We start from the raw sequence: 18,311 nt of genomic DNA, 5'->3' as shown, positions 1-18,311 counted from the left end.
GCGGCCACCGCATGACCACCGACAACATCGAGAAGAACACCCACGACAACCCCTTCGGCGCCGTCCTCTCCTTCCGCGGCACCGTCACCGACACGGTGCACACCCACACCCTGGGCTCGGCGATGCCGGACCTGTCGGATCTCTTCGAGGTCGGCGACTCGGGGAAGTTCTCCGTCGGCCAGTGGTGGGCCGTGGAGATCAACGCCCTGTCGGGGAAGTACGAGAAGGAGATCCAGCGCCTCGTCCACGTCACCGAGGTCGTGGACCCGGAGCACATCCGGGTCAACTACCAGACCGGCTGGGACCTGGCCGCCGGCCGGACACTCACCTGGACCCGGATCGAGCCCGTCGACCGCGCCCATGTCCGCAACCTCGTCTTCGAGGGCTGGGGCGAGGACGAGATGACCGGCTCGCACCCGGTCGCGTACGAGTACGCGGTGCGCTGCGACGTCTCCGGGATCGAGGCCGTCGGCACCTTCTGGCCGGTGGTGATGCGCCGTTGGTGCACGTACTACCGCACCGAGCAGTGCTCGCTGACCAACCCGAAGTCCGTCACGTACGGCGGCGCGGGCTATCTGACACAGCAGATCTACTGTCTGTACGGGCACGTGGAGGACTGCCACACCTCCAACGCCCGCCACCTCAACGACTTCACGGCCTCGGCCTACTGCTACGTCACCAACTGCCACGGCGACGGTGACGACGAGGGGCCGTTCGTGACGCACGGCCAGTTCGAGCACGACCTCGTCTACACCGGCAACTCAGGGCTGATGACGTTCGCCAACTCGGGCGCCGCCTGGGGCGGCCGGGCCAAGCGGATCACCGTACGCCGCCACGCCTGTTCCTGGTTCGTGGCCAGGGTCATGATCACCGATCTGACGCTCGAGGACGTCCTCGTCATCGGCAAGAAGTCCCTCGCCGGCTCCGGCATGCTCTGGGTCAACGCCGACGGTGTGCAGCTGCGCGGCTGCACGGCGAGCGGGCCGCTGATCGTCTCCCAGGCCTCCACGCTCTCCGCCCGGCCCAATGTGATCGCCGACTCGTCGTTCTCCTTCGCTCCGGGCGCCGAGATCACCCAGGCATCCGTGGCCGCCCCGGTCACCCTCGCCCGGACGGCACTGAACGGGGTCGACGCCGCGGTGTTCAACGGCACCGGGCCGCTGGTCCTGGACCAGTGCCTCCTGACCGGCTCCAAGGAGGCCGCGCCCGTCTCGCTCGCCCACCAGGACATCACCGTCGACGGCGGTGAACTCCGCGACACCGGGCTGAAGCTGACCTCCGCCAAGGACCAGCGGCTCCGGATCGACGGCACCCGGCTCGGCGGTACGAACAAGGACGGCGCCCTGCTCTCGCGCACCGGCGCGGGACGGACCGTCGACTGGCGGCTGACCGGGCTCGACTCGACCGCGCCCGAGGGCACCGCGCATGTGCTGGTGACCGACGGAACCAACCGCTACCGGGCGACGGGCTCCACCTTCACCGGCGGCCGGCTCGAACTGCGGCCCGCGGCGTTCACCGGCTCCGGCAGCCATCTGCTCCACTCCGGCTGCGTCGAGGTCGGCACCGAGCGCACCGCTCTGCCGGACGAGGGCGCCCGCGTCTCGCACACCGCGGCCACGCTGCGGTTCTGACCGCGCACCGGACCGCACCACCGAACCCTCCCATCGAGTCCCAGGGAATCCACGTGTCCACGCACACCCCGATCACCGGCCGGCCCGTCCGGGTCGCGCTCGTCGGCGCCGGCAACCGCGGTCTGACGTACGCCGAGTGGATCAAGGCGCATCCCGAGCGCGCCGAGCTCGTCGCCGTCGCCGACCCGCGCCCCGCGGCGCGTGCCGCCGCCGGCGCACCCGTCGAGTTCGACGACTGGCGGCCGCTCGTCGAGCACCGCATCGCGGACGCCGTCGTCGTCGCCACCCAGGACCGCTTCCATGTGGAGCCGGTGCTGGCCCTGGCCGAGGCCGGTTACGCGATCCTCGCCGAGAAGCCGCTCGCCCCGACGGAGGACGAGACCCGGACGATCGTCGAGGGCGTGGAGCGGGCCGGGGTGCTCTTCGCGGTCTGCCACGTCATGCGGTACACCCCCTACACCGACCTGGTGAAGGAGGTCGTGGACTCCGGCGTGCTCGGGCAGCTGGTCTCCCTCGACCATCTGGAGCCGGTCGGCTGGTGGCACTACGCGCACAGTTACGTCCGCGGCCCCTGGCGCAGCGAGAAGGACGCGTCGCCGATGCTGCTCGCCAAGTCGTGCCACGACCTGGACTGGATCACGTACGTCATGGGCGGCCGGATCGAACGGGTCTCCAGCTTCGGCGGGCTGAAGCACTTCCGGCCGGAGAACGCCCCGGAAGGGTCCGCCGAGCGCTGCCTCGACTGCGCGGTGGAGTCCGGCTGCCCGTACAGCGCACTGAAGCTGTACATGCCGACGCTGCGTGAGAAGGGCGCGGTCTGGCCGGTCACCCATGTCACCGAGTCGACCGACGAGGCCGGTCTGGTGCGGGCGCTGCGCGAAGGCCCGTACGGCGTCTGCGCGTACCGCGGCGACAACGACGTGGTGGACCACCAGGTCCTCGCCATGCAGCTGACGGACGGGGTGACCGCGACCTTCCAGATGGTGGCGTTCACCGAGCAGACGCACCGCCGGACCCGGATCTTCGGCTCGCACGGATGGCTGACCGGTGACGGCGAGCGGGTCACGGTCCAGGACTTCCGCACCGGCGGGACCACCGTCCATGAGATCGGCGCGTCCGGTTCGAACGCGGCCGACGGGCACGGCGGCGGGGACGCCGCGCTCGTCGAGGCGTTCGTCACCGCCGTCGCCACGGGCGACGCCGGGGCGGTCCGCTCCGGTCCCGCCACCTCGCTCGGCAGTCATCTGGCGGCGTTCGCCGCCGAACGCGCCCGGCACACCGGCACCGTCCAGACGGTCCCGGCCCGGTGATTCCCCCGCCTCTTCCTCCTCTTCCCGGCTCCACCCTCACGTCCTCGGAGGACCACCTCATGTCCCGTCTCCTCAAGCGCCGTTCCAGAGTCCGCTCCCTCGCCGTCCCCGTGATGGCCACCGCGCTCGCCGCCGGAGTGCTGGCCGGCTGTTCCGGCAGCGGCGACGACGGCAACACCGTCACCATGTGGACCTACCCGGTGATCTTCGACGAGGCCAAGAACAAGGCGTACTGGGACGGTCTGGTCAAGGCGTTCGAGAAGGAGCACTCGGGCGTCACGGTGAAGGTCGAGACCTTCCCCTGGGCCAACCGCGACACCGCGCTCGCCACCGCGATCGCCTCCGGCAAGGGCCCGGACGCGGTCTACCTGATCCCGGACCAGCTGCCGAAGTACGCCGGCAGCATCGTCCCGGCGGACGAGTACATGCCCGCCGACGCCACGTCGGACTACACCGACTTCGCCCTGACCTCCGTGACGGTGGACGGCAAGGCGCTCGCCACCCCGGTCCTGACCAGTGCCAACCCGCTGATCTGCGACAAGCGGGTGTTCTCCGCGATCGGCGAGACGAACTACCCGACCAGCTGGGCGGAGCTGGAGGCACTGGCCCCGAAGCTGAAGGAGAAGGGCTACTACGCCACCAGCTACAGCGGTGACACCCAGCAGACGCTGAACATGACCTTCTACCCGCTGCTGTGGCAGGCGGGCGGCGACGTCTTCTCCGAGGACGGCGAGAGCGTCGCCTTCAACGACGCGGCGGGGGTGAAGGCGCTGACGTATCTGAAGAAGCTCGTCGACGGCGGCTACACCGACAAGGACCTGGTCACGACGACGCCGAAGCTGGAGCAGACCCCGACCGCCAAGGGCAAGGTGGCCTGCACCTGGCAGAACACCCCGGCGGACGTCGAGCCGTTCTGGGGCAAGGAGAACATCGTCGTCCAGCCGCCGTTGAAGGACGTGAAGTCGGTCGGCTACGGCACGGTCGGCGCGCTGTCGATGCTGAAGGGCGCCGACAGGAAGAACACCGGCGACTGGCTGAACTTCGTCGCCGAGTCGAAGAACACCGCCGGTCTCCAGAAGGGCGCGGGCTACTTCCCGGCCCGCGAGTCCGGCGGCGACCTGTATCCGGGCGACGCCCTCCAGACGGCGGTCGGCGCCACTCTGCCGAGCATGACGGTGGGCCCGCTCCAGGACAAGGCCCGTGAGGTCCAGGGCGTGCTCGCGCCGGAGATCCAGGCCGCGCTGCTGGGGAAGAAGAGCCCGCAGGAGGCGCTGGACTCGGCCGCCAAGGCGGCCCAGGCGATGCTCGGCCGCTGACCGGCGCGGTGCCCGGGTCCGGCCTGCACCCCGGCCCGGCCACCGTGTCCCCCGGTCCGGTCGCAACCCGGCCCGGGCCGCTTTCCCCCGGGGGCACTCCCCCCGTCTCCCGCAACTCCCTCATCCCGCAAGGAGATCCCCGTGGCAGTCGTCGCGGAACCCACCCGCCGGGGCCGTCGCAGCGGGCCGCAGGCGCGCCGCGAGGCCCGGATCGGCCTGCTCTTCGTCCTCCCGTGCTTCCTGTTGTTCCTCGCCTTCCGGTTCGGCCCCGGCATCGCCGGTGTGCTGATGAGCTTCACCGACTACTCCCTCACCGGCGGCGGCAGCTTCATCGGGCTCGACAACTTCACCCGCCTCTGGGACGACTCGCTGTTCTGGCAGGCGCTGAAGGTCACCGTCCTCTACACCGTCCTCGCCGTGCCCGGCACGCTCATCGCGTCGGTCTCCCTGGCACTGATCACCCGCCGCGCGTTCCGCGGAGCGAAGTTCTTCCGTTCGGTGTTCTTCCTGCCGGTCGTCACCTCGCTGGTGCTGGCCGCCACCGTCTTCGTCTGGATCTTCTCCACCGGAGGCCCGTGGTCGACCCTGATGGGCTGGTTCGGGATGTCCGAGGGCTCCTGGCTCTCCGACGACGTCCTCGTCCTGCCCGCGCTCGCGATCGTGGGCGTCTGGTCCCGCTTCGGCTACGGGATGCTGATCCTGCTCGCCCGGATGCAGGACATCCCGCGTGAGCTGGAGGAGGCCGCGCTCACCGACGGGGCCGGCCCCTGGCAGCGGTTCCGGTACATCGTGCTGCCGCAGCTCAAGCCCGCCCTGTTCTTCCTCGCCGTGATCGAGACGACGGCCTCGTTCCAGGTGTTCGACGCCGTGTACACGATGACCGGCGGCGGACCCGCCAACGCCAGCTACACGCTCGTCTTCCAGCTCTACGACGCGGGCTTCAAATACTTCGACCTGGGTTACGCCTCCGCCATCGGCGTCGCGCTCTTCGTGCTGACCGTGGTGGTCGCCGTGATCCAGCGGCTCGTGATCGGGAAGGACCAGTGACCATGACCGCAGCACCCGTCGAGACCGAGGCCCCGCCCGCCGGGAAGGCGCCCGTGGCCGTGGACCGGGCCTCCCGCCGCACCGCACGCCGGCTGCGCAAGCTCTCGGAGCAGGACACCGTCCCGTACGGCATGAGGCCCTCCCGAGCCGGCCGGATCGGGCGCGCGGCGCTGCTGACCGTGGCCGCGATCGTGACGGTCTTCCCGTTCTACGCGATGGTCGTGCTCTCCCTGAAGCCGTCCGCGGCGGTCGAGTTCCCCGGCAGCCTGGTGCCGTGGCCGCTGACCGGCGAGGCGTACGACACCGTCATGAGCGCCCAGGACGTGCCGCGCTGGCTGGTCAACACCCTGGTCTACTCGGTCGTCTCGGTCGTCGGCGTGCTGCTGCTCGCCTCGCTCGCCGGGTACGCCTTCGCCAAGAAGCGCTTCCCGGGCCGGGAGACGATGTTCTGGTCGTTCCTGTCGATGGTGATGGTCCCGTACCACGTCACGATGATCCCGACCTTCGCGATGATCGCGAAGCTGGGCGGCGTGGACACGTACTGGGGTCTGATCGTGCCGACGCTGGCCAACGCCCAGGCGGTGTTCCTGATGCGGCAGTTCATCCAGGGACTGCCGGACGAGCTCTTCGAGGCGGCGCGCCTCGACGGCTGCAACGAGTGGCAGATCTTCTACCGGATCGTCCTGCCCCTGCTGAAGCCGATCCTCGCCACGCTCGGCGTGTTCGTCTTCCTGTGGCACTGGAACGACTTCCTGTGGCCGCTGGTCATCGGCCAGTCCACCGATATGCGCACCCTCACCGTCGGCATCGCCTCGCTCCAGCAGCAGAACGTGCCGCTCAATGTGGTGCTCTCCGGCTCCGTCATCGCGTTCGTGCCCATCTTCGCCGCGTACATGGTGGGCCAGCGCTACTTCACCGAGGGCGTCACCGCGTCCGGGATCAAGGGATAGTCACGCATGTTCACCGATGAAGCCGCCCTCGAAGAGCGGCTCGCCACCCCCTCCCCCGCGCTCGTCGCCGATCTGGGCCGGCTCGAAGGCGATCTGCTGGTCCTCGGCGCGGGCGGCAAGATGGGCCCCAGCCTGTGCCGGCTGGCCCGCCGCGCGCTGGACGCCGCCGGCCGCGAGGACGTGACCGTGTACGCGGTCTCCCGCTGGTCCGACCCGGCCGCCGCCGGGGAGCTGGAGGCGGCCGGGATACGCACGGTCGCCTTCGACCTGATGGACCCGGCCGCCGACCTGGCCGCACTGCCGGACGCCGGCAACGTCGTCTTCATGGTCGGCGCCAAGTTCGGCTCGGCCGGGGCGCCCTCGCACGCCTGGGCGGTGAACGCCGCGATGCCCGACCGGGTGGCGCGCCGCTGGTCCGGTGCACGGATCGCCGCGTTCTCCACCGGCAACGTGTATCCGCTGGTGCCCGTCGCGTCCGGCGGCTCCACGGAGACCGACCCGGTCGGGCCGGTCGGCGAGTACGCGATGTCCTGCCTGGGCCGCGAGCGGATCTTCGGCCATGCCGCGCTGACCCGTGGCACGAGGGTCGCCACGATCCGTCTGAACTATGCGGTGGATCTGCGTTACGGCGTCCTCGCCGACATCGCGTACCGGGTGCGGGCGGGCGAGCCCGTCGATGTGACGACCGGTCACGCCAACGTGGTCTGGCAGGGGTACGCCAACGAGGTGGCCCTGCGCTCCCTGCCGCACGCCACCGGCGGCGAGGCGTTCACCCTCAACCTCACCGGCCCCGAGACCGCGTCGGTGCGCCGGATCGCCGGCTGGTTCGGCGCGGAGTTCGACCGGGAGCCGGTCTTCGAGGGCGAGGAGGCGCCGACCGCTCTGCTCTCCGACGCGAGCCGGTGCCACGCCCTCTTCGGCTACCCGGACGTCACGCTGCGCACCCTCGTCGAGTGGCAGGCCGACTGGCTGCGCCGCGGGCTCCCGCTGTCCGGCAAGCCCACCAAGTTCCAGGTCCGTGACGGAAGGTTCTGATCCACTCCATGTCCACTCCCTCCCCCACGACCACCCCCGCCCTCGGCGCACTCGCCCGGGGGACGGTGATCCCCGCCCATCCCCTCGCCCTGCACGACGACGGCACCTTCGACGAGCGGCGGCAGCGGGCCCTGACCCGCTACTACCTGGCGTCCGGTGCGGGCGGTGCCGCCGTCGCCGTGCACACCACCCAGTTCGAGATCCGTGAGCCCGGCGTCGGACTGTTCCGGCCGGTGCTCGAACTCGCCGCCGAGACGATCGACGCCGAGGCGGGCCGCCCGTTCGTCAAGGTCGCGGGTGCCTGCGGCTACACCGCGCAGGCGGTCGCAGAGGCCGAGACGGCCGCCGCGCTCGGCTACGACGCGGTGCTGCTCAGTCCGGCCGTGCCGGGCGCCGACGAGAAGGGGCTGCTGGAGCGCGCCCGCGCGGTAGGCGAGGTGCTGCCGGTGATCGGCTTCTACCTCCAGGAGGCCGTCGGCGGACGCTATCTCTCCCCGGCGTTCTGGTCGGCGTTCACCGATCTGCCGTCGACGGTCGCGGTGAAGATCGCCCCGTTCGACCGGTACCGCACCGCCGATGTCGTACGGGCGGTGGCCTCGGCCGACCGCGCCGGCGAGGTGGCGCTCTACACCGGCAACGACGACGACATCATCGGCGACCTGCTCACGCCGTACGAGACGGCCGACGGAACACGGCGCTGGTTCGCGGGCGGGCTCCTCGGCCAGTGGGCCGTGTGGACGAGTTCCGCCGCGGCTCTCCTCGACGACGTCCGCGCGGCCCGCGCCGGCGACCACGCGGCGATGGTCCGCTGCCTGGCCCGCCGCTCCGAGCTGACGGACGCCAACAGCGCGGTCTTCGACGTGCGGGGGGCGTTCCGCGGCTGCATCGCCGGGGTCCACGAAGTCCTGCGCCGCCAGGGCCTGCTGGCGAACATCCGGTGCCTGGACCCGGCCGAGACGCTCTCCCCGGGGCAGGCCGAGGAGATCAGCCGGGTGGCCGCGGCCTACCCCTGGCTTACCGATGACACCTTCGTCGCGGAGCACCTCGATGCCTGGCTCTCCTGACCGCCCCCGTGTCGTCGTCGCCGTGCCGCCGCCGCTGCGCGCCCAGTTCTTCACCGCCGGGGTGTGGGGGGCACTGGAGCGGGCGGCGGAGCTCACCGTCCTCGACGACCACTCCGACCGGGCGGTGGTGGCCGCCGCGCTGCCCGGCGCCCGGGCACTGATCCTCTCGTGGGGCGCCCCCAGGGTGGACGCCGGACTCCTGCGTACGGCGAACCGGCTGGAGCTGGTGGCGCACACCGGCTCGGCCGTCGCCCCGTACGTCACCGAAGAGGTGTTCCGGCGCGGCATCCTGGTCACCCAGGCCGGCGACGAGATGGCCCGGCCGGTCGCCGAGGTTGCCCTGGCCTTCACGCTGTCGCTGCTGCACCGCGTCCAGCGTTTCGACCACGCCCTGCGCGGCGGTGCCACATGGGCGGAGGCGAGCGAGGCCCCGCCGCGCCATGAGATCCACGGCAGCGACATCGGGGTGATCGGCGCGTCCCGTACCGGGCGTGCGTACATCGCGATGGTGCGGGCCATGGGCGCACGGGTGGGCGTCTTCGACCCGTATCTGTCCGATGCGGACGCACGGGCGCTCGGCGTGGAGTCCGTGAACCTGGACACTCTGCTGTCGCGCAGCCGGATCGTCGCCGTGCACGCGCCGGTCACCGAGGAGACCCACCGGATGATCGGCGCCCGGCAGCTGGCGCTGATGCCGGACGGCGCGGGTCTGGTGAACACCGCCAGATCGTGGCTGGTCGACGAGGACGCGCTGCTCGCGGAGGTACGGTCCGGCCGGCTGGACGCGGCGATCGATGTGTTCGACGCCGAGCCGCTGCCGGTGGACCACCCGCTGCGCACCCTGCCCAACGTGCTGCTCACCCCGCACCAGGCCGCGGGCAGCGTCGAGTGCAGGCAGCGCCTCGGCGCGAGCGCGGCCGACGAGGTGCTGCGCCTGCTGGCGGGGCGGCCCCCGGCCCACGCGGTCACCGTCGACGCCCTGACCCGGCTGCACTGAACCACCCACGGCACACCTTCAGCACAGGAGAGTTCACCCCATGCGTTTCATGCGTGTCGGCGAGCCGGGCCACGAGCGCCCGGTCCTCGTCCGCCCCGAAGGCCGTCACTACGACCTGTCGGGCGTCACACCCGACATCGACGGCGCGTTCCTCACCGCCCTCGCCGATGATCCGGACCTGGTCCCCGCCGACGCGGATCTCCCGGAGACCGACATCACCGGGCTGCGGATCGGAGCGCCCGTCGCGCGTCCGCAGGCGCTGCTCTGCATCGGCCAGAACTACGCGGCCCACGCCGCGGAGTCCGGTTCGGCGCCGCCCGAGCAGCCGATCCTCTTCTACAAGTCGCCGAACACGGTCGTCGGCCCGTACGACGACGTCCTCATCCCGCGCGGCTCGGAGAAGACCGACTGGGAGGTGGAGCTGGCCGTCGTGATCGGCCGCCGCGCCTCCTATCTGGACTCGCCGGCCGACGCCGCCTCGTACATCGCCGGCTACGCCGTCAGCAACGACGTGTCGGAGCGCGCCTTCCAGCTGGAGGAGTCCGGCGGCCAGTGGTCCAAGGGCAAGAGCTGCGCCACGTTCAACCCGCTGGGCCCGGTGCTGGTGACGGCCGACGAGGTCGGCGACCCGCAGCGGCTGCGGCTGCGCAGCCATGTCAACGGGGAGCCGCGGCAGGACTCCGTCACCGGGGACATGATCTTCGGCGTGGCGCATCTGGTGCACCATCTGTCGCAGTATCTGGTGCTGGAGCCGGGCGATGTCATCAACACCGGTACGCCGCAGGGCGTGGCGCTCTCCGGCCGCTTCCCGTACCTGCGGCCGGACGACGTGATGGAGGTCCAGATATCGGGCCTCGGCCGGCAGCGCAGCGTCTGCCGGCCGGCGTAGCGGCCGTTCAGTCCTCCGGGAGCTCGACCGGGGCGATGTCGTCGAAGACGTCGCCGGGGCCGGGGTTCGTCGCGTCCGTGGCACCGCCGAAGTGGTTCATCACTCCCCATACGGCGTTGAGCGCGGTCTGTACGGCGCCCTCGGCCCATCCGGCCGTCCAGGAGATGTCGTCGCCCGCGAGGAAGAGCCCGCGCCTGTCGGCGGGCAGCCGGTCCTGCATGAAGTGGGTGAACAGCCGCCGCTGGTAGCGGTAGTGCCCCGGCAGGTTGGCCTTGAACGCGCCCATGAACCAGGGCTCGTTCTCCCAGGAGACCGTCACCGGGTTACCGATGACGTGCTTCCTGATGTCGACGCCGGGATAGATCTCGCCGAGCGACTTCAGCATGACCTCCATGCGCTCGTTCGGCGAGAGCGGCAGCCACTTCAGGCTGTCGTCGCACCAGGTGTACGAGAGGCAGATGACGGCCGGCCTGTCGGGCCCGTCGTCGAGGAGGTAGGTGCCGCGGGTCATCCGGTCGGTGAGCGTCATCGACATGGTGTCCCTGCCGGTCACCTCGTCCTTGTCGAGCCAGAACGGCCGGTCGACGGGGACGAACAGCTTGGAGGACTCCATGTAGTGGGTGCGCTCCATCGCCGTCCAGTGGTCGATGGGGAACAGCTGGTCGTCGCAGGCGATCTTGGAGAGCAGCAGCCAGGACTGCCCCGTGAAGACCGCGGCCCGGTAGGTGCGGATGTCGCCGGTCGCGTCGGTGACGGTGATCCGGTTGCCCGCGGTGCGGTCGAGCCGGGTCACGGCGGTGCGCGGCCGGCCACCCTCGTGCAGCGAGGCCAGCGACGTACCGGCGGGCCAGTGCACGGTCTTCCGCGGCTCGCGGTCCCAGAGCCGCAGCGGGAGCTGCTGGCTGCCGCCGACGATCCCCCGGTGGTGGTCGTCGGCCTCGGTGTAGACGACCCGCAGGATCTCCAGGATGGAGTTGGGGAAGTCGGTGTCCCAGCCTCCGGTGCCGAAGCCGACCTGGCCGAAGATCTCGCGGTGCCGGAAGGACTTGAAGGCGTCGGAGCCGCAGAGGAAGCCGTAGAAGGTCTGGTCGTCGAGCTTCTCGACGAGCTTCGCCCAGATCTCCCTGATGCGCGGGATGTCACGCTCGCGCATGGCGCGGTTCATGTCCGAGAAGTCGGCACCCTCCTCCAGGCAGGCGTTCCAGGCGTCCATCACCTCGCGGTACACCTGCGGCAGGTCGTCGATGGTGCGCGCGTAGTGCGACTCGCCCTTGAGGTCGACGACGGTCGAAGGGGTCGCCGGGGAGAGCGGGTTGGGGAACGGCCGGGTCTCCAGGCCCACCAGGTCGATGTAGTGCTGGAGCGCCGTGGACGAGGGCGGGAAGCGCATGGCGCCCATCTCCGCCGTGAGCGAGGGGTCGCAGCCCTCGAAGCCGACGGTCCGCAGCCTGCCGCCGATCCGGTCCGCCTCGTAGACGACGGGCTTGAGGCCCATCTTCATCAGTTCGTACGCGGCGATGACGCCGGAGAGCCCGCCGCCGATCACGGCGACCTCGGTGCCGTGCTCGGTCGCCGGTATCTGCCCGATGCCGGCGGGGTGCGCGAGGAAGTCGTCGTACGCGTACGGGAAGTCCGGCCCGAACATGGTGATCGGCGGCTGCGCGTCGGTGTGCTGGACGGCGGTGGGCACCGTGGACGTCATGGGGTACGGACTCCTAGCGGGGGAAGCGAGGGACGACGGGGGCGAGGGCTCGGACGAGGGAGCCGTACAGGCCGGGACGGCGGTCGCGCAGATAGGGGTTGTCGCCGCGCGAGGCGTCGAGGAACGCGGGGTCCACGTCGCCGACGACGAGCTCCTCACCGCGCCCGGCACGGGTGCGGACCGTGCCGTCGGGGGCGGCGAGGCAGCTCAGCCCGGTGAACTCGAACTCGCCTTCCCGGCCGGTCCTGTTGACGTAGGCGATGTACATCTGGCTCTCGAAGGCGCGGACCGGCACGACGGACTCGGCGACGAAGGGGTACGGGTGCATGAGCGCGGTCGGCACGAGCAGCAGCTCGGTCCCGGCCAGGGCGTGGGCGCGGACGTTCTCCGGGAACTCGACGTCGTAGCAGATCAGCATCCCGATCCGTACGCCGTCCAGCTCGGCCTGCACCACGGGGCGCTCGCCGGGGGTGAACCACTTCTGCTCGAAGTCGCCATAGATGTGGGTCTTGCGGTAGCCGGCGAGGGGCGTCCCGTCGGGCCCGATGAGCAGGGAGGCGTTGAAGAGCGCGTCGCCGGCCCGCTCCGGGTAGCCGTAGTGGACGGCGAGTCCGTGGCGTACGCAGATGTCGGCGACGGCCCGCGCTCCGGGGCCGTCGGCGGGTTCGGCGAGTGCGGGGAGCGCGTCCCCGACGGCGTACCCGGTGAGGTAGAGCTCGGGGCAGACCAGCAGCCGGGCGCCGGCCGCCGCGGCCCGTCCCGCCGCCTCGTCGAGCGCGGCGAGGTTGTCGTCGACGGAACCGGGTCGTCCGGAGCTCTGGAGCAGGGCGGTGCGCAACGACGGCATGGCTGACCTCGGGCGGAGCGGGCGGGGTGGGGAGACGTATCGAAGGTACGGGGCCGCCGCAGTGGCCGACAAGACGCGATTGTTGCGTGTGCACCGTCGATCCGTTGCGCGCCGAGGCCGATGAGCGGTGATTCGTTGCGTCGAGCGTCTTCGCAGGTCAGGCGAGTGATCTCGGTCTCGGCGCGGGCCCGGGCGGGCGGCCCGACGAGTCCCGGCCGGGCGGGCCAGCGAGCCGGGGCCGGGGGCCCGGTGAGCCCCCGGCGGGCGGGCCCGGGAGCCGCGGACGGACCGGCCCGCGAGCCTCGGGGCGGACCGGCGGGCCTCAGGCGGGCGGGCCCGAGGAGTAGCGCCGCAGCAGCGGTGAGAGCACCAGCACCGACTTGGTCCGCTCGACGTACGGCTCGCCCGCGATCCGCTCCAGCACCTGCTCGAAGTGGCGCATGTCGGCGGCGAAGACCTGCACGATCGCGTCGGCGTCGCCGGTCACGGTGGAGGCGGACGCGATCTCCGGGTAGGCGGACAGGCCCCGTTTGATCGCCTCGGGGGCGGTGTTGCGGCTGCAGTAGATCTCGATGAACCCCTCGGTCTCCCAGCCGAGCGCCGCCGGGTCGACCCGCACGGTGAAGCCCGTGATGGCGCCCTCGGCACGCAGCCGGTCCACGCGGCGTTTCACCGCGGGCGCGGAGAGGCCGATGAGCGCGCCGATGTCCGCGTAGGAGCGGCGGGCGTCTTCGGCGAGGGCGTGGACGATGCGTTCGTCGAGGTCGTTCAGGCGCACTTCGGGTGGATCACTTCTCTGCGGCGGGCGGTCGTTCCGGGGGCGGCGGGGCCGCCCCCGAAGTAGACCATGGGCGCGCCCTGCGGGGCGCGCCCAGCGCGGAGGTGCCGCCGGTCAGAAGGGGAACTGCGAGCGGCCGTGCTGGACCGAGATCCACTTCTGGGTGGTGAAGGCCTCCAGCATCGATTCGCCGTTCAGCCGTCCGAGGCCCGAGTTCTTCTCGCCGCCGAAGGGGACGACGGGCTCGTCGTGGACCGTGCCGTCGTTGATGTGGATCATGCCGGTGCGGACGCGCTGCCCCACGCGCACCCCGCGCTCGACGTTCGCGGTGTGGACGGCGCCGCTCAGCCCGTACGGGGTGTCGTTGGCGATCCGTACGGCCTCGTCCTCACCGTCGAAGGGGACGAGCAGGGCCACCGGGCCGAAGATCTCCTGCTGGAGCACGGGGGAATCGGGGGCGAGGCCGGTCAGGACGGACGGGCTCACGAGATTGCCCTCGGTCCCGCCGTGCAGCAGTGCGGTGGCGCCCGCCTCCACGGTCTCGTCGACGAGCCTGGTCACCGCGTCGGCCTGCGAGGAGCTGATCAGCGGGCCGATGTGGGTGGCGGGGTCGGCCGGGTCGCCGACGCGCAGGGAGGCGACCTTGGCGACGAACTTCTCGGTGAACTCCTGCTCCACCGCGCGGTCCACCAGGATGCGGTTGGCAGCCATGCAGACCTGGCCCTGGTGGATGTAGCGGCTGAAGACGGCCGCGTCGACGGCGTAGTCCACATCGGCGTCGTCCAGGACGATCAACGCGCTGTTGCCGCCGAGTTCGAGCACCGCGCGCTTCAGGTTGGCCGCGCAGACCGTGGCGACGTGCCGGCCCACCTTGTCCGAGCCGGTGAAGGATATGACCTGCGGGACGGGGTGCTCCAGCAGGCTGTCGCCGATCTCGGCGATGTCGGTGACCACGACGTTCAGCAGTCCGGCGGGCAGCCCCGCCTCCTCGAACACCTTGGCGATCAGCGTGCCGCCGCAGACCGGGGTGTTCTGGTGCGGCTTGAGGACCACGGCGTTGCCGAGGGCGAGGGCGGGCGCGACCGACTTGAGCGACAGCAGGAAGGGGAAGTTGAAGGGGCTGATGACGCCCACGACCCCCACGGGCAGCCGGTAGACGCGGTTCTCCTTGCCGTCGGTCGGCGAGGGCAGGATCTGCCCCGTGGAGCGCAGCGTGAGCTGGGCCGCCTCGCGGAGGAACTCCTTGGCGAGGTGCAGCTCGAAGCCCGCCTTCAGACGTGTGCCGCCGAGCTCCGCGACGATCGCCTCGCCGATCTCCTCCTCGCGCTCCTCGACGACGCGCAGCGCCTTCTCCAGCACCGCCCGCCGGGCGTACGGGTTGGTGTCCGCCCACTCCGGCTGCGCCCGCTCGGCCGAGCGGTATGCCTGGTCGACCTCACCGGCGGTGGCGACGGTGATCGAGGCGAGCTTCTCCCCGCTGTACGGGTTGAAGTCGATGATGTCCCAGGACCCCTTCCCCGGCCTCCACTCGCCGTCGATGTACTGCTGGGCCAGATCGGTGAAGAAGGAGGTCATGAGATCCCTTTGCCGGAGAAGGGCGGGCAGTTGACTGGCGCTCATGTTACTTACGATTCAACCAAGTTGAGGCCGGACGAAGATGCTCACAGGTGAAAACAAGTCGTCGCGGATCGGTCATCGAGCGAACAAAAACAGGTGCCCCTCCCGGGATGTACACCCGGGAGGGGCACCTGTGCACGAGGCCCGGCAGGGCCGCGCGATCAACTCCAGCTCGCGCGATCAGCTCCAGCTGGCGTGCAGCGGCTTGCCCTCCGCGTAACCGGCGGCGCTCTGGACACCCACGATCGCCTTCTCGGCGAACTCCTCGAGCGAGGCCGCGCCGGCGTAGGTGCAGGAGGAGCGGACACCGGCGATGATCGAGTCGATCAGGTCCTCCACACCCGGGCGGGCCGGGTCGAGGAACATCCGCGAGGTGGAGATGCCCTCTTCGAACAGTCCCTTGCGGGCCCGGTCGTAGGCGGACTCCTCCGAGGTGCGGTTCTTGACCGCGCGCGCCGAGGCCATCCCGAACGACTCCTTGTAGTACCGCCCGTCGGCGGACTGCTGGAGGTCGCCGGGCGACTCGTACGTACCCGCGAACCAGGACCCGATCATGACGTTGGACGCGCCGGCCGCGAGGGCCATCGCCACGTCGCGCGGGTGCCGCACGCCGCCGTCGGCCCAGACGTGCTTGCCGTGCTTCCTCGCCTCGGCGGCGCACTCCAGGACGGCGGAGAACTGCGGCCTGCCGACACCGGTCATCATCCGGGTCGTGCACATGGCGCCGGGGCCCACGCCGACCTTGATGATGTCGGCGCCCGCCTCGATGAGGTCGCGCACGCCCTCGGCGGCCACGACGTTGCCCGCGACGATCGGCACGCCCGGGTCGAGCGCCCGCACGGCGGCGACCGCGCTGATCATGGATTCCTGGTGGCCGTGCGCGGTGTCCACCACGAGGGTGTCCACGCCCGCGTCGAGGAGCTGCTTGGCCTTGCCCGCCACGTCGCCGTTGATACCGACGGCGGCCGCGATCCGCAGCTTGCCGTCCGCGTCGGTCGCGGGGGTGTAGAGCGTCGCACGGAGCGCGGCCTTACGGGTGAGGATGCCGACGAGCCGGCCGTCACCGTCGACCGCCGGAGCGAGCTTGCGGTTGGCCCCGTCGAGCCGGTTGAAGGCCTCGCGCGGGTCGATGTCCGCGTCCAGCACGACCAGGTCCTTGGACATGACCTCGGACAGCTGGGTGAAGCGGTCCACGCCGCTCAGGTCGTGGTCGGTGACGACACCGACCGGCCGGTGCCCTTCGTCCACGACGACACCGGCGCCGTGGGCCCGCTTGTGCAGCAGGGACAGCGCGTCGGCGACGGTCTGGCCGGGGGTCAGCACGATCGGCGTGTCGAGCACAAGGTGACGCTTCTTCACCCAGCTGATGACCTCGGTGACGACCTCGATCGGGATGTCCTGGGGGATCACGACCAGGCCACCGCGGCGGGCGATCGTCTCGGCCATCCGGCGGCCGGCGATCGCGGTCATGTTCGCGACGACGAGGGGAATGGTCGTACCGCTGCCGTCGGGCGAGGAGAGGTCCACCGCCTGGCGGGATCCGACCGAGGAACGGCCGGGAACCATGAAGACATCGTCGTACGTCAGGTCGTAGGGGACCGAGGGAGAGGCCGTGTAACGACCGGTGCCGGGTTCAAGAAAACGCATAACACCCATTTTTTCATACGAATCGGCGCAGGTCGCTTCCACGAAGACACAGCAATGCGCCCCCTCGTTCGTCGGTTCCTCCAAGGAGCCACTCCGGGGGCGGGGCAAGTGGAAACCCGCCTTACCCATGGACCCTACCCGAACGGAATTCGGGCACTCGCGATCATTATCCCTGGACCAGGTGACGAGGGGTCAGGTAGCTTCAAATGCGCAGGTCTCTGGGGTAAAAGGCAACGCCGCCACCATCCGGAACACCTGCCACGCGCTCGACCGGAGAGGATGGGGTCTGCCTGTGGAGAGCGAACTGCCTGACATCTACTGCCCGTTCCCCCAGCGGAGCAATCCGCACGTGGGGCACACCCGCGAGCATCTCGACCGCTGGACGCGACGCACCGGCCTGGTCCACCGGAAGTCCGCCAGGGAGCGCTTCGAGCAGGCCGATTTCGGCTCCTTCGTCGGCATGGTCTACCCGACGGCGAACGGCGAGCACCTCGATCTCGTCGCCGACTGGTTCGTCTGGCTCTTCCTCGTCGACGACCAACTGGACGACGGCGACCTCGGAAGTGATCCCGACCGGGTACGCCACGTGGTGGAACGCATGCGCGCCGTGGTCGACGGCACGGCTCCCGGCCTCCTGCCGGGCGAGGAGGCCCCCGCCGCCGTCGTCGCCCTGGTGGACTTGTGGGAACGTACGATCCCGAAGGCCGCCCCGCACTGGCGCAGCCGGTTCACCTGGCATCTGATGACCTACCTCACGACCGCCACCACCTGGGAGGCGGGCAACCGCGCCGAGGGCGTCGTGCCCTCCGAGGCCACCTACATCGCCCGGCGCCGGCACACCGGGGCGATTCACGTCTGCATGGACCTGATCGAGATCGTGGCCGGGATCGGGGCCCCCGAGTGGGTCCACAACGACCCCCGCTTCATCACGGCGCTCGAAGCCTCCTGCAACGTCGTGTGCTGGGCGAACGACGTCTACTCCTACGAGAAGGAGCAGGTGCTCGGCGAGATCCACAACCTCGTCCACCTGGTCCGCCACCACCGCGGCTACGGGAAGCAGCAGGCACTCGAACACGTCTGCGCGGAGATAGCCACGGAGACGGAACGGTTCCTCGCGGCGGAGGAGGAGCTGCTCGACCTCTATCCGCAGCTCTCGGGGGTGCTCGTGCCCTACCTCGACGGGATGCGGAGCTGGATGCGCGGGAACCTCGACTGGTCGCGGCAGACCCCCCGCTACAACCCCGCGGCCGTCGGCCAGTACGAGGAGCCCGGAGCGTATCTGGAGGAGGCCGTGCTCGGTGTGAGCGCGGAGCGCGCGCGGCAGACCGCGGGCGACAGCCGCTGAGCCGGGAGATGACGGAGGCCGGGCACCCCGCGGGCCCTGTTGAGCGCCGGGATGCAGTCGGAACACGTCGCGATCCTGCGGATGTGTGACAGCCCCACCGCGGTCGTCGAGATCTCGGCAACCCTGAACCTGCCCG

15 protein-coding genes and 1 pseudogene are annotated in these 18,311 nt (G+C 70.7%); 11 read left to right on the top strand and 5 right to left on the bottom strand.

The features are described 5' to 3' along the window. The 9 genes from ACWCQM_RS40050 to ACWCQM_RS40010 all read left to right on the top strand — a co-directional run. On the top strand, positions 1-1,631 hold a 1,631-nt coding region (locus tag ACWCQM_RS40050), incomplete at its 5' end, for a peptidase C14 (protein ID WP_450919986.1). A 53-nt stretch (positions 1,632-1,684) separates the two neighbouring features. Further along, a complete protein-coding gene (locus ACWCQM_RS40045; protein ID WP_450919985.1) occupies positions 1,685-2,941 on the top strand; it encodes a Gfo/Idh/MocA family protein in 1,257 nt (418 codons plus the stop codon). 59 nt (positions 2,942-3,000) lie between these two features. After that, a complete protein-coding gene (locus tag ACWCQM_RS40040; RefSeq protein ID WP_450919984.1) occupies positions 3,001-4,257 on the top strand; it encodes an ABC transporter substrate-binding protein in 1,257 nt (418 codons plus the stop codon). Between the two features lie 141 nt (positions 4,258-4,398). Then, entirely contained in the window at positions 4,399-5,304 is a 906-nt protein-coding gene (locus tag ACWCQM_RS40035; protein ID WP_450919983.1) for a carbohydrate ABC transporter permease, read from the top strand. A 2-nt stretch (positions 5,305-5,306) separates the two neighbouring features. Then, entirely contained in the window at positions 5,307-6,254 is a 948-nt protein-coding gene (locus ACWCQM_RS40030; protein ID WP_450919982.1) for a carbohydrate ABC transporter permease, read from the top strand. A gap of 6 nt (positions 6,255-6,260) precedes the next feature. Continuing rightward, on the top strand, positions 6,261-7,289 hold the full coding sequence (locus ACWCQM_RS40025; RefSeq protein WP_450919981.1) for an NAD-dependent epimerase/dehydratase family protein: 1,029 nt from the start codon (positions 6,261-6,263) through the stop codon (positions 7,287-7,289). 8 nt (positions 7,290-7,297) lie between these two features. Then, complete coding sequence (locus tag ACWCQM_RS40020) at positions 7,298-8,353, top strand: dihydrodipicolinate synthase family protein (protein WP_450919980.1); 1,056 nt, start codon at positions 7,298-7,300, stop codon at positions 8,351-8,353. Then, entirely contained in the window at positions 8,337-9,350 is a 1,014-nt protein-coding gene (locus ACWCQM_RS40015; protein ID WP_450919979.1) for a hydroxyacid dehydrogenase, read from the top strand. The genes ACWCQM_RS40020 and ACWCQM_RS40015 overlap by 17 nt, the downstream gene beginning before the upstream one ends. 40 nt (positions 9,351-9,390) lie before the next feature. Continuing rightward, positions 9,391-10,239, top strand: coding sequence for a fumarylacetoacetate hydrolase family protein (locus ACWCQM_RS40010; RefSeq protein WP_450919978.1), 849 nt, complete (start codon positions 9,391-9,393; stop codon positions 10,237-10,239). Positions 10,240-10,246: 7 nt separating this feature from the next. On the opposite strand, the gene ACWCQM_RS40005 is transcribed toward ACWCQM_RS40010, so the two are convergent. From ACWCQM_RS40005 to ACWCQM_RS39985, 5 genes are all read right to left on the bottom strand, one after another. Next, complete coding sequence (locus tag ACWCQM_RS40005; protein WP_450919977.1) at positions 10,247-11,941, bottom strand: flavin monoamine oxidase family protein; 1,695 nt, start codon at positions 11,939-11,941, stop codon at positions 10,247-10,249. Between the two features lie 13 nt (positions 11,942-11,954). Further along, positions 11,955-12,788 (bottom strand): carbon-nitrogen hydrolase family protein, encoded by an 834-nt coding sequence (locus tag ACWCQM_RS40000; protein WP_450919976.1) that lies wholly within the window; start codon positions 12,786-12,788, stop codon positions 11,955-11,957. 322 nt (positions 12,789-13,110) lie between these two features. Continuing rightward, positions 13,111-13,566: an Lrp/AsnC family transcriptional regulator gene (locus tag ACWCQM_RS39995; RefSeq protein ID WP_267076826.1), complete on the bottom strand. Its 456-nt coding sequence runs from the start codon at positions 13,564-13,566 to the stop codon at positions 13,111-13,113. A 114-nt stretch (positions 13,567-13,680) separates the two neighbouring features. Beyond that, positions 13,681-15,141 (bottom strand): aldehyde dehydrogenase family protein, encoded by a 1,461-nt coding sequence (locus tag ACWCQM_RS39990; protein ID WP_450919975.1) that lies wholly within the window; start codon positions 15,139-15,141, stop codon positions 13,681-13,683. A 222-nt stretch (positions 15,142-15,363) separates the two neighbouring features. Beyond that, positions 15,364-16,830 (bottom strand): GuaB1 family IMP dehydrogenase-related protein, encoded by a 1,467-nt coding sequence (locus tag ACWCQM_RS39985; protein ID WP_450919974.1) that lies wholly within the window; start codon positions 16,828-16,830, stop codon positions 15,364-15,366. A gap of 292 nt (positions 16,831-17,122) precedes the next feature. Between ACWCQM_RS39985 and ACWCQM_RS39980 the strand changes: the two genes are divergently transcribed. Together ACWCQM_RS39980 and ACWCQM_RS39975 are read left to right on the top strand one after the other, a co-directional pair. Continuing rightward, a complete protein-coding gene (locus ACWCQM_RS39980) occupies positions 17,123-18,175 on the top strand; it encodes a terpene synthase family protein (protein WP_450919973.1) in 1,053 nt (350 codons plus the stop codon). A 48-nt stretch (positions 18,176-18,223) separates the two neighbouring features. Then, positions 18,224-18,311 (top strand): annotated as a pseudogene (locus ACWCQM_RS39975) (DUF742 domain-containing protein); the annotation flags it as partial.

It is taken from the genome of Streptomyces sp. NPDC002125, assembly GCF_053593715.1.
This window is presented reverse-complemented; position numbering and strand designations above follow the sequence as displayed.